The sequence below is a fragment of the Nesterenkonia haasae genome (assembly GCF_010119385.1).
GTDB classification, from domain to species: Bacteria; Actinomycetota; Actinomycetes; order Actinomycetales; family Micrococcaceae; genus Nesterenkonia; species Nesterenkonia haasae.
In genome coordinates this window covers 33,518-58,989 of the sequence record NZ_VFIE01000028.1, presented here as the reverse complement: position 1 = coordinate 58,989, position 25,472 = coordinate 33,518, and the positions used below count along the sequence as shown (strand labels likewise).

Below are 25,472 nucleotides of genomic sequence, written 5' to 3'. Positions count from 1 at the left end.
ATGGTTTGGATTTGTCTCCGGCGCCCTCACTCCAGCCTTGCTGGTGGGCATCTCGATCACGTTCTTCGAGTTCGACGAACTCGGTGCGCTGCTCTCCGACTGGCGCTACCCCGTCATGGTCGCCCTCGCGGTGCTGATCGCGGTGGTGGTCTCCGGTGCTTTGGGGTGGCTGGTGAAGATGTATTACGTGGAAACCTCGATTGCGGTCGGTATGGGCATGACGGATATGGGCGGAACTGGGGACGTCGCCGTGGTTTCGGCCGCCAACCGGCTGGAGCTTATGCCTTTCCTTCAGGTCAGCTCGCGTATCGGTGGCGCGCTGGTGCTGCTGGTTGTCAGCCTGCTCATCCCACTGCTCCACTGAGGTCCTACGCCGGTGTTTCCAGCTGCCTCTGTTGACTCGAATACTCCGCCTGAGGCGAACTTGGGGCACTTTGGCTTAGGCGGCGTCGTCGTGCTCTAGTACCGTATACAGCTGACCCTTATCCCTTGTGTTCGCACGCGCGCGACGGAGCTGAATGAACTTCAAGAAGATCTTTACCGGGCCGCTGTTCTGGATCCTCCTAGCAGTGCTGATTCTGCTTGTGGCGGTTCCGGCGCTGTTCAGCACCTCCGGGGCCGGCCAGCGGGTGGACACCAATGTGGGCATGGAGCTCATCGAAGACGGTCAAGTCACCGAGGCGCGGATCGACGACGGTGACTCGCGGGTGGACCTCACCCTCGCCGAGTCCTTTGAAATGGACGGCACCGAGTACGAAGACGCCGTGCACTTCCACTTCTCCCAGGCGCGGGCAGAAACTGTCGCGGAGTCCATCGCCGATGCTGACCTGGAGGGTTATACCGACGAACCGGAGCAGTCGAACTGGCTGTTGTCGATGCTCGGGTTCATGATTCCGTTCCTGATCATCGCTGCGATCTTCATCTGGCTCATTCTGCGGATGTCCGGCGGCGGCTCCCGAGTCATGCAGTTCGGCAAGTCCAAGGCCAAAATGTTCGACAAGGACATGCCCCAGGTCAACTTCCAAGACGTCGCCGGTGCCGAAGAGGCCGTAGAGGAACTCCACGAGATCAAGGAGTTTCTCTCCGAACCGGAGAAGTTCCAACGCCTGGGCGCCAAGATCCCCAAGGGTGTGCTGCTCTACGGGCCTCCCGGCACAGGTAAAACCCTGCTGGCCAAAGCCGTAGCTGGTGAAGCCGGTGGCAGCTTCTACTCCATCTCCGGCTCAGACTTTGTAGAGATGTTCGTCGGCGTGGGCGCCTCCCGAGTGCGCGACCTGTTCAAGCAGGCCAAGGAGAACTCCCCGGCCATCATCTTCGTCGATGAGATCGACGCCGTCGGACGGCAGCGCGGAGCCGGCGTAGGTGGCGGCAATGACGAGCGTGAACAGACGCTTAACCAGCTGCTGGTGGAGATGGACGGCTTTGACGCCAATGCGAACATCATTGTTATCGCGGCCACCAACCGGCCCGATGTGCTCGACCCCGCCCTGTTGCGGCCAGGTCGTTTTGACCGGCAGATCCCGGTAGAGGCGCCAGATTTCAATGGCCGCAAGCAGATCCTGCACGTCCATTCCAAGGGCAAACCCATGGTGCCGGACCTAGACCTGAAGCAAGTCGCACGGAAGACCCCGGGGTTCACCGGCGCTGATCTGGCCAATGTTCTCAACGAGGCTGCCCTGCTGACTGCCCGCTCCAACGCCGACCTGATCGATGATCGGGCGATCGACGAGGCAATCGACCGGGTCATGGCGGGACCGCAGAAGCGTACGCGGCTGATGAAGGACCACGAACGTCGAGTGACCGCCTATCACGAGGGCGGCCACGCACTCGTCGCAGCCGCGCTGAACTACTCGGCACCGGTCACGAAAATCACGATCCTCCCCAGAGGCCGGGCGCTGGGCTACACCATGGTGATCCCCGAGGATGATAAGTACTCCACCACCCGCAATGAGCTGCTGGACACCATCGCCTATGCGATGGGCGGCAGAGTGGCAGAGGAGATTGTTTTCCGAGACCCCTCCACCGGGGCAGCTAATGACATTCAAAAAGCCACCGATACGGCACGCCGCATGGTGACCGAGTACGGTATGAGCGCTAAGGTCGGCTCGGTGAAGCTGGGTTCCGGGGATTCCAGCCCCTTCCTGGGCAAGGAAATGACCTCCGGCAAGGAATACTCCGAGGATCTGGCCGCGATCGTCGACTCCGAGGTGCGCAGCATCATCGATGAGGCTCACGATGAGGCCTACTGGGCGCTGACTGAGAACCGGCACATCCTGGATGTTCTGGCCGAAGAGTTGTTGCGGGTCGAGACCCTCAACGCCCAGGAGGTCGCTGAGATCTTCACCAATGTCACCAAGCGCCCCATCCGTGAGGTCTGGGAATCCAGCCCGGACCGTCCCCTGGTGATCGAGGGCGAGCATGGCTGAGACCGGACCCCGCCATTCGTCGGCGGATGAGGCCCAGAAAATCCGCCTGTATGTGGCAGATGTGTCGGCAGTGTGCGCCGCCGTATGAGGGAGGACCTGTGATGTCGGACGCAGTCGACCTGCCCCGCATCGAAGCCGCGGTGCGGGAGATTCTCCTGGCGATCGGCGAGAACCCCGACCGGGAGGGCCTGAGGCAGACTCCGACGCGGGTGGCCAAGGCCTACGCTGAGGCGTTCAAAGGCCTCCATGAGGATCCAGCTGAACTGCTGAGCACCACGTTTGATATTGGGCACCAGGAGCTCGTGCTTGTGCGGGACGTACCCTTCTACTCCATGTGCGAGCACCACTTGGTGCCCTTCTACGGCAAAGCCCATGTGGGGTATATCCCTGCTGAGGAGGGCAAGGTGACGGGCCTGTCGAAGCTCGCTCGGCTGGTGGACATCTTCGCGAAGCGCCCCCAGGTCCAAGAGCAGCTCACCACCCAGGTAGCTGATTCGCTCATGGAGCACCTGCAGCCCCAGGGCGTGATCGTAGTGATTGAGTCTGAACACCTCTGCATGTCCATGCGGGGAGTCTCAAAGCCGGGCGCGAAAACCGTCACCTCCGCGGTGCGCGGGGCTCTGCGAAATGCTGCCACCCGCTCTGAGGCCATGAGCCTCATCCTGCACAGCTGAGGACCCTCACGATGCACATTATGGGAATCCTCAATGTCACCCCAGACAGCTTCTCCGACGGTGGCCGGTTCATCAACGCACCATACGGCGTTGTCGAGGTCAACGCCGCAGCAGCCGAGGCTCAGCGGCTGCTGGATCGGGGAGCCAGCATCATCGATGTCGGTGGTGAGTCCACCCGTCCTGGGGCCGACCCTGTGTCTGCTGCCCACGAACAACAGCGGATTCTGCCCGTGCTGGAGGCGTTGCTGGACCTTCCCTCGATCATCTCAGTGGACACCAGGCACCCTTCCACTGCGGAGGCCGCCCTGCGCCTGGCCGGCGACCGGGCAGCAGAGCTCATCATCAACGATGTCTCCGGTCTCCTCACCGATGCTGCGATGACTCACGCGGTTGCTCATTATGGCTGCGAAGTGATCATCACGCACAACAGGGGAGATGCCCTCACCATGCAGGACCGTGCGCAGTACCGCGACGTAGTCGGTGAGGTGATCACGGAGCTGATGTCGATCCGCCAACGCTATGTTGACGCGGGCGTCGCCGCGGAGCGGATCATTCTTGATCCGGGGATCGGCTTCGCCAAGACCCATGTCCAGAACTGGCAGCTGCTGCGTCATCTGTCGCAATTCACCGAACTGGGCCACCGGGTTCTCCTGGGCGTCTCACGCAAGGGCTTCCTCGGCGAATTACTCGCAGATTCTCAAGGGGAGCCCCGCCCAGCGGGCCAGCGCGACGTCGCCACGGCCTCGCTTAGTCTCCACGGAGCGCAGACTGGCTGCTGGGCAGTCCGTGTGCACGACCCACGCCCAACAGCTGATGCTCTCGCTGTGCACGGCGCCATCGCGTGAAGCCTCCCGCCGGCAGCGGCTCAACAGGAACCCCGTCTCAGAGAATCCCGGAGTACGCGTTCAGGGCTGGCTGACCGCCCAGATGCGCATAAAGCACCGTGGAGTCGCCGCTGATCTGCCCCGACCGGACCAGGTCGATCAGCCCAGCCATGGACTTACCTTCATAAACCGGGTCAATAATCATGCCCTCCAGCTGAGCACTGGTTCGCATGGCCTCCACTGTGGACTCCACAGGAATGCCGTAGAGATCACCCGCCCATCCCTCCAGGACTGTGATTTCGTCTTCCCGCAGCTCGCGGTCCAACCCTATGAGCTCAGCAGTATGCCGAGCGATTCGCGACACCTGATCCCGCGTCTTCTCCAGCGTGGCGGAGGCGTCGATGCCCAACACCCGGCGCGGCCGGTCCTGACCGGCGAAACCAGCAATCATCCCAGCATGTGTTGATCCGGTCACCGTGCAGACCACAATGGTGTCAAAGAAGACACCCAGCTCCTTCTCCTGCTGTTCGACCTCATAGGCCCAGTTGGCGAAGCCCAAACCGCCGAATTTGTGCTCAGAGGCGCCAGCTGGAATCGGGTAGGGGGTCCCGCCGGCTTCTTCAACCTCAGTGATCGCCTCTTGCCAGCTGGAGCGGATGCCAATGTCGAAACCCGAAGGGCTCAGTGAGACCTCCGCACCCATAAGTCGGGACAGCAGAATGTTGCCGACCTTGTCATTGACTGCATCTGGCCAGTCCACCCATTTTTCCTGCACCAACCGAGCCTTCAGCCCGAGTTTGGCGGCGACTGCGGCCACTTGGCGGGTGTGGTTGGACTGGTAACCACCGATACTCACCAAAGTGTCGGCTCCCGAGGCCAGAACATCGGGCACGATGTACTCCAGCTTGCGTGTCTTGTTGCCGCCGAATGCGAGACCGGAGTTGACGTCCTCGCGTTTCGCCCAGATCTTCGCACCCCCAAGATGCTCGCTGAGCCGCTCCAAGGGGTGAACTGGGCTGGGCCCGAACGTCAGGGGATAGCGGTCAAAGTCAGACAGGGCCATCGGGGGGCCTCCTTGGATAGACATCACTGGAGAGGCGGCTTATCGCGCCAACACTTGCAATATATTGAATATCGCAGCGGTGAGTATGTCAACGGTGGGCCGCCTAACAGGCACAATCCCTGCCTGACATAGGATTCTTGGCATGCCCGTGCCGACAACGAACCCCGTGCACCAGCGGTCGCTGCTGCGCGACGACGTCTACCGCGCAATCCGCGACGCCATCGTCACAGGGGCGCTGCAACCCGGGGAAAAGCTCATCGACGCACAACTCCAGCAATGGCTCGGGGTGTCCCGCACTCCCATCCGAGAAGCGCTCCTGCGGCTGGAACGGACCGGCCTCGTCACTGCTATCCCGGGCCGTTCCACTATGGTCACGCCCTACGATAGGGATGCCGTAGCCCACTCCAGGGCCGTGGCGGCCGAATTGCACGCCCTGGCCGCCTTCCTCGCCGTGCCAAACCTCCGTCCCAAGAACCTGAAGCAGCTCCAAGACTCCAATGAAGCCCTCCGCCATGGAGTGGGCACCCAGAACGCTGACCAGTGCGTGCAGGCTGACGACACCTTCCACGGGGTCTTTACCACTGGGAGCCAGAACCCAGTGCTCGCCGAGCATTTGGAGCAGGTGATGCCGGTGCTCAGGCGGGCCGAGTACCTGCACTTTGACTCAGGGCGGGCCCACGCCTCCCTGGCCCAGCACCAAGCGATCATTGATGCCGCAGCCGCCTCCGACGCCGGGCTGTGCAGAGACCTGGTCCGATCCAACTGGATGGCACTCGAGACCTGAGCACGGGCCCGGCTCGCCGCACTGCCCATGTCTGCACGGCAGGCTTCAACGCGACGGGACCGGTGGCGTAGCCTTGGACTATGGGGTACGACGTGATTCGGCTGAACGGCCTGCAGCTGTCCGCACTCATCGGTGTTCTCGACCAGGAGAAGATCGCAGAACAGCCTCTGGTCATCGACGCCGAACTCCGCCTAGACCTAAGTTCTGCTGGCCGAAGCGATGACCTCCGTGACACCGTTTCCTACGCAGCAGTCGCGGATCTCATTGAGGGTATCGTCGCAGATCAGCAATTCGTGCTGATCGAGACGCTTGCTGAGACTCTGACCACCGCGATCATCAGGTCTGATGCGCGTATTGAGGCTGCCGCAGTGACCGTGCACAAGCCGCAAGCCCCCCTCACTCAGACTTTCGACGATGTCGCGGTGACCATCCACCGCACCCGTTCCGAGGTTTCCTCCAGCCCCGCGCTGGAGCGACCACGCCAGGAGGTCTCCGGCACCTACGACGCAGAACTCGTCGAGGAGCCCACCACCTCGGCGGCTTCCGCCGAGTCGCCGCTCTCGGCGGACGAGGGCTTCACCCTCACCACCCCGACGGCCCATCTGGGGCACTATGACCGCACATCCTTGGCCGAACTGGGGCACGACGACGCCACGGTCACTGATCACTATCGCGACCCTGACCTGCCAGCGGCCTTTCCGGTGCGAAGTGTGCTCGCTTTAGGCTCCAATCTCGGTGATTCTTGGGCCACTCTAGAGTCAGCTGTGCGGGCACTCGAGGAAGCTGAAGATGTCGTCGTCGTCAAAGTCTCACCGATGGCGCGGACCAAGCCGGTGGGCGGACCGGACCATCAGCGTGACTTCCTCAACCGCGTCGTGGAAATCGAAACCAGGCTTTCCCCCCATGGCCTGTTGGATTTGGCTCAACAGATTGAGGTCGAACACAACCGGGTTCGGGCAGAGCGGCACGGGCCCCGCACACTCGACGTCGATATAGTCACTTTTGCCTCGGCGACCATCGACTCATCGCGGTTGCAAGTCCCCCACCCCTCTGCCGCCAGCCGAGCCTTTGTGCTGCTGCCGTGGAGTTGGATGGACCCCGTGGCGCTGCTCAGCGGGCGGCCTGTCCGGGAGTTGGCTCAGGAAGCGGAGGACTACGACGACGTGGTGAGGCTCGAGACGTGACGCAGCTGCGACCGTTGTGGCTGTTGGTGATCGTCGTCGTCGCTGCATTAGCCGGTTACCTTGCGACGGTCCTGATGGCTGCAGCCGGCTTCAGCTCCCCGGTGCTGCCGCTTTCCTCTGCCGTGACCCTCGGCGCCATCGGGCTCATCGTCGTGGCCCTAGGACTGATCGTTTGGCGTGACCAGCGCAGAATCCAGGAAGCCGAAGACCGGGCGCGCAGTGAGAAACGCCCCAACCGGTCGCGGCCCGCCCGCAGGATGCACCCCCTGCAGGCCGTGCGTGTAGTGGCGGCCGGACAAGCCTGTGCATATGCTGGTTCGTTGATTGCCGGGTGGCATGCAGGCGTTCTGATTGACCTGGCTCCAGCCGCTGGTGCCGGTACGCCCAACGTCACCTCCGCCCTGGTCGTGGTGATTGGCGGAATGGTATGGGTCATCACGGGGTTCGTGGTGGAGACGCTGTGCAAACTTCCACCCGACCGCGGCCTCGGTCAGGGTGAGACACGATTCGACGACAATGGAACGGAGCCCAATGCTGCACTCTGAGGCCATCGACCCCACAGGGGTTGAATGGACACGTGTGGATGAGAAGTACATCACCGTCAAGTACATCACCGGGATCATTGGGTGGCTGGTCACTTTCGCGATTGTCGCCGCGCCGCTGGTACTGAGCTGGACCGGGATCTGGATGGACTTCGCTCTCTGGCTGCAGATACTGGTGATCGGAGGTCTGACGCTCTGGGCGGTGGTGGACCTGATTCTCGTTCCGCGGAGAGTTCGCGCCATCGGCTATCACGAACGGGCCGATGACCTACTCATCCGGCGCGGACTTCTGTGGCAACGTGTGGTGGCGGTGCCTTACGGCCGCCTGCAGTACGTGGACATTGAAGCTGGACCGATCATGCGAAAGCTGGGACTGTGCACCGTGCAGCTGAAGACTGCTTCAGCCGCCACTGATGCCACCATTCCCGGTGCCGTGCGGGCTGAGGGGGCCAGGCTGCGTGATGAGCTCGCCGCCCGCGGACAAGCACGGTTGGCTGGTCTCTGATGGAGGAAGAGTCCGGCAAAGAAGTGTGGTTCGACGAAACCTGGACTAAGGTCCATCCGCTGAGCCCGTTGGTGCGCGGATGGGTCACGATCGTGGCCATTCCTGCGGCCTTCTTCGCCTACAACTGGGAAATGTGGTCCAACCTCTGGACGGCGTGGCGGAGCGGCGAGCTGATCGACAATGTCCAGTCGAACCCCCTTCCGTACCTGATCGGTGGTGGAGCCTTCCTCGCTCTGGCGCTGCTGATCTTTGTCGGCTTCACCCTCTCCTGGTGGTTCACCCGGTACAAGATCACCGAAGAGCACGTGATGGTGAAGTCCGGCATCTTCGTCAGGCAGCACCGCAAGGCCCGCATCGACCGTGTACAGGCCGTTGACCTGCGTCAACCGCTTCTGGCCCGGCTCGCCAGACTCGCAGAGCTGCGGTTCGAAGTTGCCGAAGGTGACGGCACCGCCGCGACTTTGGCGTTCCTGCGCAAGCAAGAGGCCGAGGACCTGCGGACAGAGATCATGGACCGAGCCGCCGGTCGCGCACCGGCATCTGTGGCCGATGATGTGCCAGCAGAGCCCGGACCTGAAGACTCCGCGTCTGGGGATGTGGGAAATAACGGCGATTTCTCCCTCATTTCCGACATCCCAAGACACTCCGTGCAACAGGCGCCGGATGTATCTCACAGCCCCGCGCACACGCCGGTGCCCGACCGCCAGATCGCCCGGGTGCCGATCTGGCGACTGATCGCCTCCATGGTCTGTGGACCGGGCGGGGTGGTGGTTGTGATCGCCGCAGGCATTTACCTCACCTACCTCGGCGTCACCACAGCGATTGTGTGGTTGACCGGGGAGGAGGACGCCTCGTTGGTCATGGAAGTAGGACTCCAGCCGGCCGTAGGCATTCCCATCATCTTTGGCGCAGTAGTCGGATTCTGGGGCCAGCTCACCGGCGGATGGAACTTCACCGCCACCATGACAGAAGCAGGTCTGCGACTGAAGTACGGGTTGACCACGACGAACACGCAGACCGTTCCCCCCGGCCGAGTACAGGCGATCCAGATCCAGCAGGGGCTGATGTGGCGTCCGTTCGGCTGGTACAAGGTGATAGTCACAGTCGCCGGCTACGGCCTCGACTCGCGCACCACGCTGCTTCCAGTGGGCACCGGCGATGACGTGATGCGCCTGACCGCAGAGATGTTTCCCGACCTCAAGGTGCAGAACCCCGAACAGGTCTTCATGGAGGGACTCAGCGGAACCGGCACGGAACTGGGCTTCACGCAGGTGCCCGCTCGCGCCAGGGCTTTCGACCCGTTGGTGCGCAAGCGCCGCGGTTTCTTCACCACCCCCAGCGCCATCCTGCTCCGCGATGGGCGGATGACTAGGCGGCTGACGATGGTCCCGCATGAGCGCATCCAATCGACGGCGCTGCAGCAGGGTCCCCTTGCTCGGTGGCGGAAGGTCGCCACCCTGCACATCCATATTCCATCCGGGCCCATCACAGCTTTGGCGAAGAATCAGGACCTGGAACAGGTACGGCACCTGTTCGACCAGGAGACCGGATACGCAGCTGTGGCTCGTCGCCTCACCGACCGCAATCAGTGGATGATGCCGGAAGAATTGGCGGAGTTCGAAAAGACCGTGGCTGAAGCGGTAGAGAAGCTCGACGACGCCACCGCCTCGCCCGCCCCATAGACTTGCGTGGGCGCTGACTGGTGGTTTTTCGCCGAAAGCGCACCCCATGTACGTGTTTGCGCTCAAACAACGTGAGGACCAGTGAGGATGCCTGCACCGATCGATCCATACGCCGCTGACTTGCCGCCCTGGGCCAGGGAAGGTCGGTTGGGGGTCGGCGTGATCTCCGCAGGAAAGGTCGGCTCGGTACTGGGTGCCGCGCTGCGTAAAGCGGGCCACCAAGTCGTCGGCGTGCACGCGGTCTCGGTTGATTCCCAAGATCGGGCGGAGAATCTTCTGCCCGGGGTGCCGGTTTTGGAAATTTCGGAGATCGTGCGCCGTGCTGAGCTGGTCCTGCTGGCCGTGCCCGACGACGTCCTGGGTGAGCTGGTGGCCGGAATCGCTGAGGCCGGCCACTTCCAGCCGGGTCAGCTGGTGATCCACACTTCGGGCCGCTATGGCACCGGTGTGCTGGCGCCTGCTGAACAGGCGGGAGTTATCGGGTTGGCCGTTCACCCGGCTATGACGTTCAGTGGCATGAGTATGGACCTGCAGCGACTCCACACCAGCGCGTTCGCGGTCACCGCCAATGACGAGGTGCTGCCGGTGGCCCAGGCGCTCGCCGTGGAAATGGGTGGCGAGCCGGTTGTGGTGGAAGAACAGCACCGAGGTGCATACCACGCAGCTCTGGCCCATGCTTCGAATCACCTCAACATACTCACCGCTCAGTCAGCCGAAGTGCTCGAACGCATCGGGATCGAGGATCCCTCCCGTGTCCTGGGTCCGTTGATGCAGGCGTCGCTGGATAATGCCCTTGCTTCGGGGACAGCAGCGTTGACCGGCCCGGTGGCACGAGGGGATACAGGAACCGTTCGCCAGCACCTCAGGGAGCTGGCCGGCTCGGGTCTGCCCTCCGATGCGCGCGGTGCCTATATTGCGATGGCGCAGTCCGCCGCCCAGCGGGCTCTGGCGCTGGGCACAATCTCGGAAGCACAGGCGGCTGAACTGCTCGACCTCCTGGCAGAATAACCTCCTGCCGCAGGCCACCAACGGCACTAGGATAAGTGCGTGACCCAGGTCTTCCACACCGTGACGGCTATGCGCGACGCCGTGGAACGGGCAGCCCAAGATTCACCGAAGCAACAGCCCGTTGTGAGCATCGTCCCTACGATGGGTGCCCTGCACTCCGGGCATGCCGGACTGCTGCGCGCAGCACGGAATAGCGCAGACATTGTGCTCGCCAGTGTGTTCGTCAACCCGCTGCAGTTCGACGACCCTCAGGACTACCAGCACTACCCCCGCCAACTCGACCATGATCTTCAGCTGCTCGCCCAACACGGTGTTGATTGTGTTTTCGCCCCCGGCCTGGAAGAGATGTACCCGGGGTATCCGGAGGGCCCCCTGATCCGAGTCAACACCGGGAAGCTCGGCCAACGGTGGGAGGGCGCTTCCCGGCCTGGGCACTTCGATGGGGTGGCGACGGTCGTGACAAAGCTCTTCACCATTCTTCACCCGCCAGCGCCCGCAGTATGTGAAGCGTGGTTCGGGCAGAAGGACGCCGAACAGCTTGCCGTTATTCGCCGTCTCGTGGCTGATCTGAACCTCCCGGTGCGCATCAGGGTGCTGCCGATCGTCCGCGATAAAAACGGGCTGGCGCTCTCCAGCCGTAACGTACGGCTTAGCGATGAGGATTACGACGCCGCCCTGAGTCTGTCGCGGGCACTGTTCACCTTGGCTGCGCGGGCGGAGTCGGGTAAGACGCTGGACGTTGAGGGGTTGCGCGATCACCTTCGGGCCTCGGGCGGTGTCGATCTGGACTATTTGGTGGTCGTCGATCCCAATAACCTGCAGGAGATAGCACATGGTGTGATCCACGAGCCTGCGCTGGCGCTGATCGCTGCCCGAGTCGGCCCGGTGCGGCTGATCGACACTATGGATCTGCGACCTGCGTTGTCCCCGCCCCAGTGATCCAGAAGGCAACATTCCAGCACCTCAGTGGCTGACGTAGGGTGGATCCATGAGCACAAAGACCGACTTTCCCTACATCGACTCCTCCGTCCGAGCGCAGGATGATCTCAACTACCACGTCAACGGCGAGTGGCTGAAAACTGCTGAGATTCCCGATGATCTGGATGCATACGGGTCGTTCCTCGAGCTGCGGGACAAAGCCGAGGCAGACGTCCGCGCGATCCTTGACGAAGCTGCGCAGACAGCTTCCGAAAGGGTCGCCGACCTGGACCCCGAATTCGGTGATATTCAGCAGCGAATCGGCACGTTCTACCGCGCATTCATGGATGCGGAGCGGGCCGAAGAGCTGAAACTGGGCCCCATCCAGGAACGCCTGGATGAGGTGGAGTCTGCCTCAACACCGGGGGAGCTGTTGCGACTGGTCGCCCAGTGGCAGCGCCAGGGACTTGATGGTCTCGTGACGGTGGGCGTGGTTCGGGATGCAGGCAACCCTGAACGTGAGCTCTTTCATGTCATGCAGGGTGGTCTGGGCCTTCCGGACGAGGCCTACTACCGGGAAGATACCTACACTGAGATCCGCGAGAAGTACCAGGGCCATCTCGGGACGTTCCTTTCCATTGCCGGAGTCGAAGACTCTGCCCAAGCAGCATCTGAGGTGCTCGCCCTGGAAACGCAGCTGGCATCCCACCACTGGGACCGCGTGACCACTCGGGATGCGCAGAAGCGCTACAACCTGATGACGCGGACTGACGTCGAGGAGCTGATGCCGCTGATCAGCGAGGCGTTTGAAGGGTGGGGGCTCTCGGATGCCCAGTCAGCGGAGATCGTGGTAGGCCAACCGGATGTGTTGCCCGCCTTCCAGGCCGTACTGACCGATTACTCGCTGGACACTTGGAAGCACTGGCTTCGCGCTCAGCTTCTGCGGTGGGCAGCACCGCTGCTGCACTCCGAGGTGGTCAATGAGCACTTCGATTTCTATGCCAGAACGCTCAACGGCACCCCTCAGCTGAAGGAGCGGTGGAAGCGGGGCGTGGCGCTGACCAATGGTCACCTGGGCGAGGACGTGGCGCAGATCTATGTGGCTCGGCACTACCCGCAACAGGCTCGGCAGGCCATGGATGAGCTCATTGCCGCCTTGCTTGAGGCCTACCGTCGGTCCATTGGCACGCTTGAGTGGATGGGCGAGGAAACACGTCAGAAGGCGCTGGAGAAGCTGGACTCCTTCAGCCCCAAGATCGGCTTCCCCGCCACCTGGACGGACTACTCAGATGTTGAGGTCGCTGATGACGTCGTCGGCAACGTGGCCCGGGCCGCTGAGAAGGAGTGGGACCGGGATGTCGCCAAAATCGATGAGGGTCCTGATCCCGACGAATGGCATATGACACCGCAGACAGTTAACGCCTACTACCACCCGCTGGAAAATGTCATCTGCTTCCCTGCGGCGATCCTGCAGCTGCCGTTCTTCTCAGTAGACCGGGACATGGCCCAGAACTTTGGTGCAATCGGTGCAGTCATCGGGCACGAAATAGGTCATGGTTTCGACGATCAGGGTTCCCGCTATGGCGCTGACGGTTCCCTGACTGATTGGTGGACCGCTGAGGACCGTGAGGCGTTTGAGCAGCGCACCGCGCAGCTGGTTGACCAGTTCAACAGGTTGAGCCCCACAGCTCTGGATGATGAGCACACAGTCAATGGCGAACTCACACTGGGTGAGAACATCGGCGATCTGGGGGGCATAGGAATCGCGCACAAGGCGTACAAGTTATGGCTGGCTGCCCGAAACCAGGGTGTCGACATTACCGAGGTGGAGGGTCCTGAAGGCAATGACGACGACGCCGTGGGAGATCTCACCGGCGACCAACGGTTCTTCTTCGCCTGGGCACAAGGGTGGCGCAATGTCACTCGGCCTGAGCGCGCACTGACACTTCTGAGCGTTGATCCGCACTCTCCCGCCGAGTTCCGCGCTACTCAACCGGTGAAGAATGTAGACGCCTTCCACCGCGCCTTCGGGACCGCTGAGGGTGACGGTATGTACCTTTCACCTGATCAGCGGGTGACGATCTGGTAGTTCTTCTACTCGCAGTAGAAGACGTAAACTGGCGGGGTGACTGAGCAGACTTCCACCACGACCGACGTAGACACCACCGACCAGCGCGCTGTGCGCATGGACAAGCGCGCGCGCCTGCTGGAGAAGGGTGTGCCGGCCTACCCGGTTGCAGTGGAGCGCAGTGCTTCCTTAGCGGAGGTGCGCCGTCGCTTCCCCGACCTCGAGCCCGGGGCCTCGACCGGTGAGACGGTCGCGGTCACCGGGCGTGTGATGTTCATCCGGAATACGGGGAAGCTCTGCTTCGCAACGCTGCAGGAGGGCGGCCCACAGGGTGCCGGTACCCGACTGCAGGCGATGATCTCGCTCGCCGAGGTAGGAGAAGACAGCTTGGCGCAGTGGAAGGCAGCCGTCGATCTCGGGGATCAGGTCCAGGTCAGCGGCGAGGTGATCACCTCGCGTCGCGGTGAACTCAGCGTAATGGCGCATTCGTTCGCCATCGCTTCGAAGGCGATCCGGCCACTGCCAGTGCTGCACGCGGACCTCAATGAGGAGACTCGCGTGCGCCAGCGGTATGCAGACCTGATTGTGCGCGATGAGGCCCGCGAGATGGTCTACACCCGTGCGGCCATTGTTCGAGCCATCCGTGACACTCTGCACTCCCGTGACTATGTGGAGGTCGAAACGCCGATCCTGCAGCTCATCCACGGAGGTGCGCAGGCTCGGCCATTCCGCACCCATCTCAACGCCTTCGACCAACCCATGACTCTCCGGATCGCGACGGAGCTCTACCTGAAGCGCGCCGTGGTGGGCGGTATTGACCGGGTCTTCGAGATTGGTCGCGTCTTCCGCAACGAGGGCGTCGACTCAACGCACTCCCCAGAGTTCACCATGCTGGAATCCTACGAAGCCTGGGGTGACATGTATGTGATGGCCGAGCGAATGCAGGAGATGATCCTCAATGCTGCAGAGGCGGCAGGTAAGGGCTTGCAGATTGAGACCGAGCGCGGCGTCGTCGATCTCAGCGGGGAATGGGCTTGGCTGTCGGTCTACCCAGGGCTGTCCGAGGCTGTGGGGCAGGAGATCACCCCGGATACCGATGCCGACACTCTGCGCGCCATTGCGGAGCAGCGCGAAGTAAGGGTCGATCCTGCCTGGGACGCCCAGAAGCTGGTCCTGGAGCTCTTCGGTGAAATTGTGGAGCCGACCCTGCTTCAGCCCACGTTTGTCTGTGACTATCCACCGGCCGCCCAGCCTTTGGCCCGCCCCCATCGAGAGAAGCCTGGTGTTATTGAGGCATGGGACCTCATCATCGCCGGGATGGAGACCGGCACAGCGTTCTCTGAACTTATTGACCCTGTCATTCAACGAGAACGCTTGGTGGCGCAGGCCCAGAGAGCAGCAGGGGGAGATGAAGAGGCAATGCAGGTAGATGAAGACTTTCTACGGGCGCTGGAATATGGGGCACCACCGATGGGTGGAATCGGTTTGGGAATTGATCGACTTGTGATGCTGTTCACGGGATCAGGTATTCGTGAAACAATTCTATTTCCCCTCCTCAAGCCGGAAAGCTGAGCCACAATGGATGATTTCTGGACATACTTCGAAGTGCTCGCTCCGTCGATAGGTGTGGGCCTGGTCTTTTGGCTGGCAATGCGCGCAATCTTCCGCGCTGACCGCAATGAGCGGGCCACCGAAGCTGCCGTGCGACAAGAGTTTAATGAGCCTACTGGCCGGGATGCAGAAGCCCATCAGTGAACAAACCAAGCTGAATTCTTGCAGAGTCATACAGAGTTGACGGACCTCGTTTTTCCCTGCGAGAATGATGCCGTCGCCAGAGAATTGGTCCCTGGCCACTTATAATCATTTAGCAGCCCTGAGTGTGCAGACAGCGAGCACAGTTTCCTGGGTTGTCGATACTCTGCAGTGAGGTGCATCGCTCATGGCGAAAAAAGTTCAAGAAATCCTGGTTGATGACCTTGATGGAACACCAGCTAAGGAGACTGTTCACTTCGGTCTTGACAGCAGGTTTTACTCCATTGACCTGTCAGAGGACAACGCCAAAGCACTCCGCGACACCTTGAAGAAGTATGTTCGCAAGGCCGAGGCTGTTCCGCCTCCGTCACCTCAGAATGAGGCCAAGAAGATTCGCGAGTGGGCCGTGTCTCACGGCTACACGGTCGCCAAGCGGGGTCGCCTGCACCGGGACATCGTCGAGGCGTACCGCAACGCCAAAAAACGCTGAGACTTACGGGTAAGACTGACCCCCGGCGCGGGCTAGCATGAGCTCGCCCCGGGGGTCAGTCTTTTCCCTGTGGCGAACAGGTAGGTGAGTCGACGGCAAATGGCCGTAGCCTTGGACTCTCGGAAGACAATGCTGTAGGGAGCGTCAGTTGGCTATGTTTGAGAGATTTACTGACCGCGCACGTCGCGTCGTCGTGCTGGCCCAAGAAGAGGCCCGCATGCTCAACCACAATTACATCGGCACAGAGCACATCCTGCTTGGTCTGATCCACGAAGGTGAAGGCGTTGCTGCTAAGGCGCTGGAGTCTCTGGACATCAACCTTCAGGGTGTTCGGGAGAAGGTTCAGGAGAAGATCGGACCGGGCCAGAATGCCCCGTCCGGGCACATCCCCTTCACCCCGCGTGCCAAAAAGGTGCTCGAGCTCTCACTGCGTGAAGCTCTTCAGTTGGGGCACAACTACATCGGTACGGAGCACATTCTTCTCGGACTGATCCGAGAAGGTGAGGGAGTCGCCGCTCAGGTGTTGGTGGAGCTGAATGCTGACCTCAACAAGGTGCGCCAGCAGGTGATCCAGTTGCTTTCCGGCTACTCCGGCGGTGAACAGCAGGAGAAGGCTGGAGCCGGAGTTGGACAGGGTGGGGCTTCCGGAACGCCTGCAGGCTCTGTGGTTCTGGACCAGTTCGGTCGCAATCTCACTGCAGCTGCACGAGAAGCGCAGCTGGACCCGGTGGTGGGCCGTGACTACGAACGCGAACGTGTCATGCAGGTGCTGTCCCGCAGGACCAAGAACAACCCTGTGCTCATTGGTGAGCCCGGGGTCGGCAAGACGGCCGTCGTTGAGGGCCTCGCACAGGCCATAGTCAACGGCGATGTTCCAGAGCTGCTGCGCGATAAGCAGCTCTACACTCTGGACCTCGGTTCATTGGTCGCCGGTTCTCGGTATCGCGGTGATTTCGAAGAGCGCCTGAAGAAGGTGCTCAAAGAGATCCGGACCCGCGGGGACATCATTCTGTTCATCGATGAGATCCACACTCTGGTGGGCGCCGGCGCCGCAGAAGGTGCGATTGACGCCGCCAATATCCTCAAGCCCCTGCTGGCTCGTGGAGAACTGCAGACCATTGGCGCCACCACACTGGACGAATACCGCAAGCACATCGAGAAGGATGCTGCGCTGGAACGCCGTTTCCAGCCCATCCAAGTTGATGAGCCTTCTGTGGAAACCACAGTGCAGATCCTGCGCGGACTGCGTGATCGCTATGAAGCGCACCACAAAGTGTCCATCACAGAAGAGGCACTGGAGCAGGCCGCAAATCTGGCCAACCGCTATGTCAACGATCGGTTCCTTCCCGACAAGGCGATTGACCTCATTGATGAAGCCGGTGCCCGTCTTCGCATCCAGAAGATGACTCCGCCGCCGGAGCTGAAGGAGTTCGACGGCAAAATCGAAGAGGTCAAGCGGGAGAAGGAAGCCGCAATCGACGCGCAGGACTTCGAAGGTGCTGCGCAGTTCCGTGACAAAGAGCAAAAGCTGGTTGAAGAGCGTTCCCAGAAGGAAGAAGCTTGGAAATCACGCTCAATGGATGAGATCGCTGAAGTTGACGGCGACTTGATTGCTGAAGTGCTCGCCTTCTCGACCGGTATCCCAGTCTTCAAGCTCACCGAGGCCGAGTCGGACCGGCTCAAGCGCATGGAAGAGGAACTGCACAAGCGGGTCATCGGCCAGGACGAGGCCGTGAAGTCCCTCTCGCGTGCGATCCGGCGAACCCGCGCAGGTCTGAAGGATCCCAACCGTCCTTCTGGCTCATTCATCTTTGCGGGGCCTACCGGTGTGGGCAAGACCGAGCTGGCTAAAGCGCTGGCAGAGTTCTTGTTCGGTGACGAAGAAGCGATGATCACACTGGACATGTCCGAGTTCAGCGAGAAGCACACTGTCTCTAGGCTCTTTGGCGCGCCTCCGGGGTACGTGGGTTATGAGGAGGGCGGTCAGCTGACGGAGAAGGTGCGGCGTCGTCCGTTCTCTGTGGTGCTCTTTGACGAAGTGGAGAAGGCACACGCTGATCTGTTCAACTCTCTGCTGCAGATTCTTGAAGATGGGCGGCTCACTGACTCTCAGGGTCGGGTTGTCGACTTCAAGAACACGGTCATCATCATGACCACCAACCTCGGCACAGGCGAAATCTCCAAGGGTGTGACAACAGGCTTCACGTCAACCTCGGACACTGCGACCAACTACGAGCGGATGAAGGGCAAAGTCAGTCAAGAGCTGCGCCAGCACTTCCGCCCCGAGTTCCTCAACCGCGTAGACGACACGATCGTCTTCCCGCAACTGGAGCAGCAGGAGATCGTCAAGATCGTTGACCTGTTCATGGACCGGCTGCGGAAACGGTTGGCAGAGCAAGCAATGAGCGTGGAGGTCACCCAGGAAGCTCGCGAATTCCTGGCCGACCGGGGCTACGACCCGTCGATGGGTGCACGTCCGCTGCGCCGGGCTATCCAGTCCCTGATCGAAGACCAGCTCTCAGAACGCATCCTCTACGGTGAGATCCCGCACGGCGCGGAGATCAGCATCGGTGTCAAGGGCACCGGGCCGGACCGTGAGCTGACATTCGATTGGACTGTGCCGACTGAGCACGAGCTGGAGGCAGCCGAAGAGCCGGCAGCCATCGAAAGCTGAGCAGAACCGGAGCGATAAGGCCGGGCCGGTCCACAGAATCTGTGAGTCGGCCCGGCCTCTCTCATGCCCAGACACTGATGCCGGCCACACCTAGGGCTTCTGGGGGAACGGATACCGTATAGCGCATGGCTAAGAACAAATCCTCCGCGGGGTTCGAGTGCTCTGAGTGCGGGTGGCAGACCGTCAAATGGGTCGGCCGGTGCCCTGAGTGCCAATCCTGGGGAACAGTCGCGGAGAAGGGCCAGACCAAGGCTCGGACTGGAGCCTCACGCTCTGTGGACACTCCCGCCAGAACGATCGCGGAGGTGGACTCATCAGTCGCTGAATTCCGACCCACCGGGATCGGTGAGCTCGACCGGGTCCTCGGTGGAGGACTGGTGCCCGGCGCAGTCATCCTGATGGCCGGAGAGCCCGGGGTCGGCAAGTCCACGCTGCTGCTGCAAGCCGCTGCCGATGTGGCGCGGAAACACACCTCCCAACCGGTGCTCTACCTCACTGGGGAAGAGTCCGCCGCCCAGGTGAAGAAGCGTGCGGAAAGGATCGGTGCAGTCGCTGACGGTCTCTACCTGGCGGCCGAGTCGGATCTGGGCCAAGCCTTGGGTCAGATCGAAGAAACCGGCGCTGCCCAGGGTGGACCACAGTTGACCATCATGGACTCCGTCCAAACGCTGTCATCGGCGGAAGTCGATGGTGCCGCCGGTGGTGTGACTCAGATTCGAGAAGTGACAGCAGCCATGATCGAGTCCGCTAAGCGGCGCAATATGACCACGATTCTCGTGGGTCACGTCACCAAAGAGGGCAATATTGCCGGTCCGCGCATGCTGGAGCACCTTGTGGATGTCGTCTGCCAATTCGAAGGCGAGCGACACTCGCGGCTTCGTCTGCTGCGCGCCGGAAAGAACCGCTACGGGCCGACTGACGACGTCGGCTGTTTCGACCTCACCGAGGACGGTTTGGTCTCCCTGGCAGACCCGAGCGGATTGTTCGTCTCCGCGATGACTGAACGGGTCCCCGGGACCTGCATCACCATCACGCTCGAAGGCCGCCGGCCGCTGACGGCGGAGGTGCAGGCTCTGGTTGCAGAATCACAGGCCGCGCAGCCACGCAGAGCAGTCTCAGGGTTGGATTCACCACGGGTCTCAATGCTCTTGGCGGTGCTGCAGCGAAGGGCCAAGCTGGCCACCTTAATGAAGTCCGAAACCTATGTGGCCACAGTGGGTGGGGTTAAAATCACCGAACCGGCAGCAGATTTGGCGGTGGCTCTCGCGGTGGCCTCAGCAACCTTGGAGAAACCCCTGCCCAACAGGTTCCTCGCCTTCGGTGAAGTTGGCCTTGCTGGAGAAGTCAGGCCGGTCCAGGGGCTCAGCAGGCGCCTGCAGGAGGCTCAGCGGCTAGGATTTACGCACGCCATCGTGCCGCGGACTCCAGAGAGCAAAGGCTCTACAGAGAACAACAGCATCCCCGAGGGCATGACGGTCCGCGAGGTCGGGTCCCTCGCGGAGGCTCTGAGCCTGGTTTTGGGGGAGAAGTAGTCAGCAGTCTTGGTCGGGAGCAGGTGCAGCGGGCGAGGAAGTGCTCATGAGGCCACCCAGGACAGATTCAGAGCACAGATCGCCGCAGAGCCCGCTCAGGGCACCGGGAACCAGAGAGTAATAAGACCATGTCCCACGCTTTTCCTTGATGAGGAACCCTGCATCGACCAGGATCTTCAAGTGGTGTGAGACAGTGGGCTGCCCCAGATTCAACGGTTCGGTGAGATCGCAGACACAGGCCTCCGCAGATTCTCCACCTGCGATCGTGGCCAGCAGCATCAGACGATTGGGGTCGCCGAGAGCTTTGAACCTGACTGCAAGATCTGCCGCCGTCTCGGCCTGCAGAGCGGAAGTGCCGGGTATGGGGGCGCAGCAGGCTGAGGCGTCCTCGGCAGCGGGTGCAACAGAGTTCGGCGCTGTTGTGGTCATTGTTGCGGCACAGCCCTTCCGGAGTGAGAACAGGTAGATTGACATGTATCGATGTATTGGACGATACTCGACATATCGACAGTTGTCGATGATACCCATGCATTCTCAACGATAAGGCACTCGTGACGACCTCTGAAGCTCCAGAAGCAGGCACTGTCATTCAGAAGCTTTCCCTGCTGGATAAGTTCCTCCCGCTATGGATCCTCGGGGCAATGGGCTTCGGCCTCCTTATCGGCGCTGCAGTGCCCCTCTTCGGCGAGGCGCTGGAGTCAGTCAAGATCGCTGGCGTCTCGGTACCGATCGCCATCGGCCTGCTGGTCATGATGTACCCCGTGCTGGCTAAAGTTCGGTACAACGAAACGGGTCGAGTCATCTCAGACAAACGCCTCATCATCACCTCCTTAGTGATCAACTGGCTGCTCGCGCCAGCCTTCATGTTCGCCCTAGCCTGGATTTTTCTCCCCGACCTCCCGGAGTACCGAACTGGCCTGATCATTGTGGGCCTGGCGCGCTGCATCGCCATGGTGCTCATCTGGAATGATCTGGCCTGCGGAGACCGTGAAGCGGCCGCCGTCCTAGTGGCCATCAACTCAGTGTTCCAGGTATTCATGTTCGGGCTCTTGGGTTGGTTCTATCTGCAGCTGCTGCCGAGCTGGCTGGGGCTGGAGACCACGAGCACAGACTTCTCCATAGGGGCGATCACCATCTCGGTACTCGTTTTCCTAGGGATTCCGCTGCTGGCGGGTTTCCTCACTCGGACCATCGGTGAGGCCCGGATGGGCCGGACCGCCTATGAGACCAAAGTGCTGCCAGCCATTGGGCCATGGGCCCTGTACGGACTGCTGTTCACCATTGTGGTGCTCTTCGCGCTGCAAGGTGACCAGGTCCTGAGCCAACCGTTCGATGTGGTGCGGATCGCTGTCCCACTTCTGATCTACTTCGTGGTCACCTTTGGAGCTTCCATGGTGATTGGGTGGATCCTACGTATGGGCTACGAGCGCGCCACCACTTTGAGCTTTACCGCTGCAGGGAACAACTTCGAGCTGGCGATCGCCGTCTCCATCGCCACCTTCGGTGCCGCCAGCGGCCAGGCTCTCGCCGGCGTCGTCGGGCCCCTCATCGAAGTGCCTGTCCTGGTAGGTCTGGTGTATGTAGCCCTGTGGGCACGCAAGTTCTTTAGCGCACGGGCGATACCCATGAGCATCCCGGCTGAACGCGATTCTGCGCCAGTCAACACCCGCTAAGAAAGGAACACCTCATGTCGAGTCCCTCCGCTGTAGAGAATCAGCACACACCCAAATCCGGCAAACCTGCGGTGACGTTCGTCTGTGTGCACAACGCAGGGCGCTCCCAGATGGCTGCAGGGTTCCTTCGCGAGCTCTCAGCTGGCAGCGTTGTGGTCTACTCCGGAGGCACTAAGCCTGCCGATCAGCTCAACCCGGTAGCGGTTGAAGCCATGGCAGAGCTGGGAATCGACATCGCCGCACAGTCCACCAATGAACTCACCGCAGATATGCTCCAGGAGTCCGACGCGGTCATCACCATGGGATGCGGTGACGACTGCCCTTACTACCCGGGGAAGCGGTACGAGGATTGGCCACTTGAAGATCCCGCTGGCAAAGACATCGAGACTGTGCGGAGAATCCGCGATGACATCAAAGCACGTGTCGAAGGCTTGCTGGAGTCACTGACCAGGTGACCTGTGCAGCCGGCTCTACAGGTCGGGCAAATAGGTGAGGGCGTCGTCGTGCTCATATCCGGCAGCCTCGAGAAGGTCCACCACCATTGTGCGAACCAGCAGGACCAGTGCCTCTCCTTCGAGATCGTGAATGTCCAATCGTTGCGGGTGCAGGCGTGTCGCTACAGCGGCCAAAGAGCCTCGAGCGGCGTTCATCCAGCGGTCGAAACCTGGGCCAGTCTCATTGGCAGCTTGGCCCAACGGAGCGGACGCGTCCGCCAGTTGCTCGATGACAGCGGCCAACTGGACTGTGCCTGAATCAGAGAGTTTGGCGTGGTCAATGGTGCTCACCGCGCGGCGGGTCATCAGCCGCAGACTCCGTACCGCCAAATCCAGCTTCTCAGCGGTGTGTTCGATCCGGCGGATGTAATGCCGGTGGCGCCGGTGGGCGGGGGAGTAGCGGGTCAGCTCCTTAGCCGCTGAGAGCGCACTCGAGGTCTCGTCAACCTGCGACTGCAACCCACGGGCCCGAATCAGCGCATGCCACGCTTGCCGCGAATCGGAGGAGCGCAGTGCGGCCGCTGTCTCCCGCAGCGAAAGAGTGAACTGGTCTGCCACGCTCCTCAGCTCGCGCACGGGTTCACCGCGCGGGTCCTTAGGAGTCAACAATGTGATGAGGAGTGCAATGGTCCCGCCGACGACCGCGTCCACCGAACGAGTGAAGGGACCCAAAGCGGCATCAGCCGGTACGGGGACCATGACCACAAGTAGCGCCTGCAGGCCCATCTGCATGGCGAATACGGAACCAGAGTCAAGGAACCGGGCGAGCATCACCGCTGTGAACACGGCAAGAACCGCCGTCAGGATGCCCGTCCCGAGGCCGAGCACCAGCATGTCAGCCAGCAGCACGCCCAAGGTGCAACCGATGGCGACTTCGAGGACTTTGCGCAGCCGGGGTTCTTTGGTGAACCCCATGGCAATCAGAGCGGCCACTGCAGCAAACAGTGGCGTCTCATGCCCCAGCACTTGCTCAGAGATCACATAGGCGCCGACGCCAGCGACCGTCATCTGCAGTGCGGGTAGCACCGAGCGACGGGAACGGATACCACCGGCCCGAGTGCGGTCAACGACCACCCGGCGCGTGGTCTTCAGCGCCCGCCGCAGGTGCTCAAGAATTGTCCTCACACCAGAAGTCTAGATCCGCAAAACAGTGTCGCAGCACGGTTCCCGCACCAATGAGCGTCTCGGAATAGGGGAAACTGGGCCCCGAATAGGGGGTATTCCCCACATTCCGAGACACTCAACATGATGGATGAGCCCCGGGCAGCGCGACCCGACCCTGGAGCTCCTCGGCAAGCCCGTCAGCGACCAGGGACTCCAGGCACCGGCGCCGCTGATCCAGGTCCGCTGCCGGCAGTTGGAGGTCGCTGAGCAGTTCTTCGCGTTCAGGGGCCCCACCGGTCCGCAGTGCGGCCATAATGGCTCCGCGCACCTGGCGGTCTGTCCCGGCCCAGCTTTGGCCCCGGGTCTTCTGCTCCTCCGTGGGGGGTGGTGAACCCGCGATCCGCCATGCACACAGCTGCGCTGCCGGACACTCCGAGCATGCGGGGGAGCGTGCTGTGCAGATCAGCGCCCCGAGTTCCATCGCCGCAATATTCCACGTGCAGGCCAGCTGGCCGCCATCGGCCTCAGGGTTGGGAAACACATCGCGGGCAAGTCGGCGCTGTTCGGCGGTGAACGTCTTCCCAGGAAGCGCTTGACCGGAAAAAATCCGTGCATGCACACGCCGAATGTTGGTGTCGACCACCACCTCTGGCTGCCCGAAGGCGAAGCAGGCCACGGCGGCCGCGGTGTACTCACCCACCCCTGGCAGAGCGCGCAGCTGATCCGCCGTCTGTGGGACCTCTCCGTCGTGGAACTCCACAATGGCCTGAGCCGCCTGCTGAAGGCGCAGCGCGCGCCGCGGGTAGCCCAGCCGGTCCCACACGGTGAGGAGTTCTGCAAGTGGTGCCCCAGCGGTGTCCACCGGTTCCGGCCAGCGGCGCATCCACTCCTCCCACCGCGGTAGCACCCGGGACACGGGCGTCTGCTGAAGCATGGTTTCGGACACCAGTACGCCCCAGGGGGAACAGTCTTCGCGGCGCCAAGGGAGTTCGCGCGCAGCCTGCTGGTACCAGGAGGTCAGTGTCTGGTGGACCGGCTCGGGCGACAGCGCAGGAGCGGCCGTCATACGCGGTCGTAGAGCGGTCGAAGCTCTGGCGGGATCTGGTAGACCACGCGGGTTCCTTGCAGAGGAGGCACATCCGCCCCGCGCATCCGTCGGCCGGTCTCCGCGCTGAAGAAGTTGATCCCTACCGCTGCTGTGAGCATCGCTGGTCCGAACGAGAGCAGAGTACCCGCGGCCCACGCCCAGAGAGTGGGCTCTGTCACAGAGCGCTCGAGCCCGGCCCATCCTCCAGCGAAGACCAGACACAGCCCTCCGCTGAGCGTCAGGACGATTCCCAGGAACCAGCTCACCCCTGCTGCCGCGGCAACTTCAGGCTCAGCGTCCGCGATCACCGTGTTGTCCCGCGGTGCGGCGCGGAAGATCAGCCAGCCGCCGACCAGCCCCCAGGCCGCCACCACCAGGTAGGCGGCGATCATATCGGAGGGCCGGTGCCAGGCTTCAATGAACAGGTAGGCACCCCAGCCGCCGCCCCAGAGCGCACCAAGGACACCGATAGCTGGCCGGGCCTTCGGGCTGGCTACCAGGAACACAGCGACGACGATTGAGGCAGCCATGGTGGCGTGGCCGCTCGGCAGAGAATTGTTTATCCAATAGGTGGGGTTGTCCGTCAAATCCGGTCGGTCCAGCATTCCGTACTTCAGGACCTGGGTGGAGATATTGGAAGCCAGCACAGTCCCCACTGCGATGATGCCCGCCAGGTACTTCCGCCCGGCAAGTACGATGCCGGCGAAGAGCATGGCCGGCGGCGCCATGATGAAGACGCCGATCCACCGGTTCTGCGGGTTCAGATACGGCAACGGGTGGTCGAAGTGGTCGGCGGTCATCCGCATCACGTTGTCAAGGAACTGTCCAGATTCGGTGCGGACAAAGTATTCGTAGACGACGAGAAACAGCACTCCTGTGACCACGAGTGCGGCGATCCACAGTCCGGTGCGCCGCGCGGGCGCGCGCAGCGCGGAGGAGGATGAAGGCATGGAGCTATTCTCCCAGCTCACCCTGTGAACTTGCGACC

24 protein-coding genes are annotated in these 25,472 nt (G+C 61.9%); 19 read left to right on the top strand and 5 right to left on the bottom strand.

Going from position 1 to position 25,472, the window contains the following annotated elements; translation table 11 throughout:
• From FH975_RS14705 to folP, 4 genes are all read left to right on the top strand, one after another.
• A partial coding sequence (locus tag FH975_RS14705; protein WP_202923286.1) for a 2-hydroxycarboxylate transporter family protein occupies positions 1–364 on the top strand: 364 nt, incomplete at its 5' end.
• A gap of 154 nt (positions 365–518) precedes the next feature.
• Entirely contained in the window at positions 519–2,426 is a 1,908-nt protein-coding gene (gene ftsH / locus FH975_RS14700) for an ATP-dependent zinc metalloprotease FtsH (protein WP_162321953.1), read from the top strand.
• Between the two features lie 101 nt (positions 2,427–2,527).
• The gene (folE, locus tag FH975_RS14695) at positions 2,528–3,100 is read left to right on the top strand and encodes a GTP cyclohydrolase I FolE (RefSeq protein WP_153078481.1); all 573 of its coding nucleotides are present in this window, start codon (positions 2,528–2,530) and stop codon (positions 3,098–3,100) included.
• Positions 3,101–3,111: 11 nt separating this feature from the next.
• Positions 3,112–3,945: a dihydropteroate synthase gene (gene folP / locus FH975_RS14690; RefSeq protein ID WP_162321952.1), complete on the top strand. Its 834-nt coding sequence runs from the start codon at positions 3,112–3,114 to the stop codon at positions 3,943–3,945.
• 37 nt (positions 3,946–3,982) lie between these two features.
• On the opposite strand, the gene FH975_RS14685 is transcribed toward folP, so the two are convergent.
• Complete coding sequence (locus tag FH975_RS14685; RefSeq protein WP_162321951.1) at positions 3,983–4,987, bottom strand: 1-aminocyclopropane-1-carboxylate deaminase; 1,005 nt, start codon at positions 4,985–4,987, stop codon at positions 3,983–3,985.
• Between the two features lie 142 nt (positions 4,988–5,129).
• On the opposite strand from FH975_RS14685, the gene FH975_RS14680 reads away from it, so the two are divergent.
• From FH975_RS14680 to radA, 13 genes are all read left to right on the top strand, one after another.
• On the top strand, positions 5,130–5,771 hold the full coding sequence (locus FH975_RS14680; protein WP_162321950.1) for a GntR family transcriptional regulator: 642 nt from the start codon (positions 5,130–5,132) through the stop codon (positions 5,769–5,771).
• Positions 5,772–5,851: 80 nt separating this feature from the next.
• On the top strand, positions 5,852–6,955 hold the full coding sequence (gene folK, locus FH975_RS14675; RefSeq protein ID WP_162321949.1) for a 2-amino-4-hydroxy-6-hydroxymethyldihydropteridine diphosphokinase: 1,104 nt from the start codon (positions 5,852–5,854) through the stop codon (positions 6,953–6,955).
• A complete protein-coding gene (locus FH975_RS14670; protein WP_162321948.1) occupies positions 6,952–7,500 on the top strand; it encodes a DUF3180 domain-containing protein in 549 nt (182 codons plus the stop codon). The genes folK and FH975_RS14670 overlap by 4 nt, the downstream gene beginning before the upstream one ends.
• Positions 7,490–8,002, top strand: a complete 513-nt coding sequence (locus FH975_RS14665; RefSeq protein ID WP_153078480.1) for a PH domain-containing protein — start codon at positions 7,490–7,492, stop codon at positions 8,000–8,002. The genes FH975_RS14670 and FH975_RS14665 overlap by 11 nt, the downstream gene beginning before the upstream one ends.
• Positions 8,002–9,684, top strand: coding sequence for a PH domain-containing protein (locus FH975_RS14660; RefSeq protein WP_162321947.1), 1,683 nt, complete (start codon positions 8,002–8,004; stop codon positions 9,682–9,684). The genes FH975_RS14665 and FH975_RS14660 overlap by 1 nt, the downstream gene beginning before the upstream one ends.
• Positions 9,685–9,771: 87 nt before the next feature.
• Positions 9,772–10,692: a Rossmann-like and DUF2520 domain-containing protein gene (locus FH975_RS14655; RefSeq protein ID WP_162321946.1), complete on the top strand. Its 921-nt coding sequence runs from the start codon at positions 9,772–9,774 to the stop codon at positions 10,690–10,692.
• A 39-nt stretch (positions 10,693–10,731) separates the two neighbouring features.
• A complete protein-coding gene (gene panC / locus FH975_RS14650) occupies positions 10,732–11,631 on the top strand; it encodes a pantoate--beta-alanine ligase (protein WP_328821915.1) in 900 nt (299 codons plus the stop codon).
• A gap of 49 nt (positions 11,632–11,680) precedes the next feature.
• On the top strand, positions 11,681–13,699 hold the full coding sequence (locus tag FH975_RS14645; RefSeq protein ID WP_162321945.1) for a M13 family metallopeptidase: 2,019 nt from the start codon (positions 11,681–11,683) through the stop codon (positions 13,697–13,699).
• A 36-nt stretch (positions 13,700–13,735) separates the two neighbouring features.
• Positions 13,736–15,250 (top strand): lysine--tRNA ligase, encoded by a 1,515-nt coding sequence (lysS, locus tag FH975_RS14640; RefSeq protein ID WP_162321944.1) that lies wholly within the window; start codon positions 13,736–13,738, stop codon positions 15,248–15,250.
• A 6-nt stretch (positions 15,251–15,256) separates the two neighbouring features.
• On the top strand, positions 15,257–15,433 hold the full coding sequence (locus FH975_RS16360) for a hypothetical protein (RefSeq protein WP_194251110.1): 177 nt from the start codon (positions 15,257–15,259) through the stop codon (positions 15,431–15,433).
• A gap of 184 nt (positions 15,434–15,617) precedes the next feature.
• Positions 15,618–15,920, top strand: coding sequence for a histone-like nucleoid-structuring protein Lsr2 (locus FH975_RS14635; RefSeq protein ID WP_153078344.1), 303 nt, complete (start codon positions 15,618–15,620; stop codon positions 15,918–15,920).
• 154 nt (positions 15,921–16,074) lie between these two features.
• Positions 16,075–18,594, top strand: coding sequence for an ATP-dependent Clp protease ATP-binding subunit (locus FH975_RS14630; protein WP_153078343.1), 2,520 nt, complete (start codon positions 16,075–16,077; stop codon positions 18,592–18,594).
• A 125-nt stretch (positions 18,595–18,719) separates the two neighbouring features.
• On the top strand, positions 18,720–20,126 hold the full coding sequence (radA, locus tag FH975_RS14625; protein ID WP_153078342.1) for a DNA repair protein RadA: 1,407 nt from the start codon (positions 18,720–18,722) through the stop codon (positions 20,124–20,126).
• Here the strand turns inward: radA and FH975_RS14620 are convergent, their stop codons facing one another.
• Complete coding sequence (locus tag FH975_RS14620; RefSeq protein WP_162321943.1) at positions 20,127–20,555, bottom strand: ArsR/SmtB family transcription factor; 429 nt, start codon at positions 20,553–20,555, stop codon at positions 20,127–20,129.
• 122 nt (positions 20,556–20,677) lie between these two features.
• Here FH975_RS14620 and arsB point away from each other — a divergent pair, with 122 nt between their 5' ends.
• Together arsB and FH975_RS14610 are read left to right on the top strand one after the other, a co-directional pair.
• Positions 20,678–21,799: an ACR3 family arsenite efflux transporter gene (gene arsB / locus FH975_RS14615; protein ID WP_328821914.1), complete on the top strand. Its 1,122-nt coding sequence runs from the start codon at positions 20,678–20,680 to the stop codon at positions 21,797–21,799.
• A 14-nt stretch (positions 21,800–21,813) separates the two neighbouring features.
• Positions 21,814–22,254 carry an arsenate reductase ArsC gene (locus FH975_RS14610; protein WP_153078341.1) on the top strand — a complete coding sequence of 147 codons (441 nt, stop codon included), beginning with the start codon at positions 21,814–21,816 and terminating at the stop codon, positions 22,252–22,254.
• Positions 22,255–22,269: 15 nt separating this feature from the next.
• On the opposite strand, the gene FH975_RS14605 is transcribed toward FH975_RS14610, so the two are convergent.
• The 3 genes from FH975_RS14605 to FH975_RS14595 form a co-directional block, all read right to left on the bottom strand.
• A complete protein-coding gene (locus FH975_RS14605; protein ID WP_328821913.1) occupies positions 22,270–23,418 on the bottom strand; it encodes an FUSC family protein in 1,149 nt (382 codons plus the stop codon).
• A 115-nt stretch (positions 23,419–23,533) separates the two neighbouring features.
• Positions 23,534–24,463, bottom strand: a complete 930-nt coding sequence (locus FH975_RS14600; RefSeq protein WP_162321942.1) for an A/G-specific adenine glycosylase — start codon at positions 24,461–24,463, stop codon at positions 23,534–23,536.
• Positions 24,460–25,434 carry a phosphatase PAP2 family protein gene (locus tag FH975_RS14595; protein ID WP_162321941.1) on the bottom strand — a complete coding sequence of 325 codons (975 nt, stop codon included), beginning with the start codon at positions 25,432–25,434 and terminating at the stop codon, positions 24,460–24,462. Before FH975_RS14595 ends, FH975_RS14600 begins: the two co-directional genes overlap by 4 nt.
• Positions 25,435–25,472 lie beyond the last annotated feature (38 nt).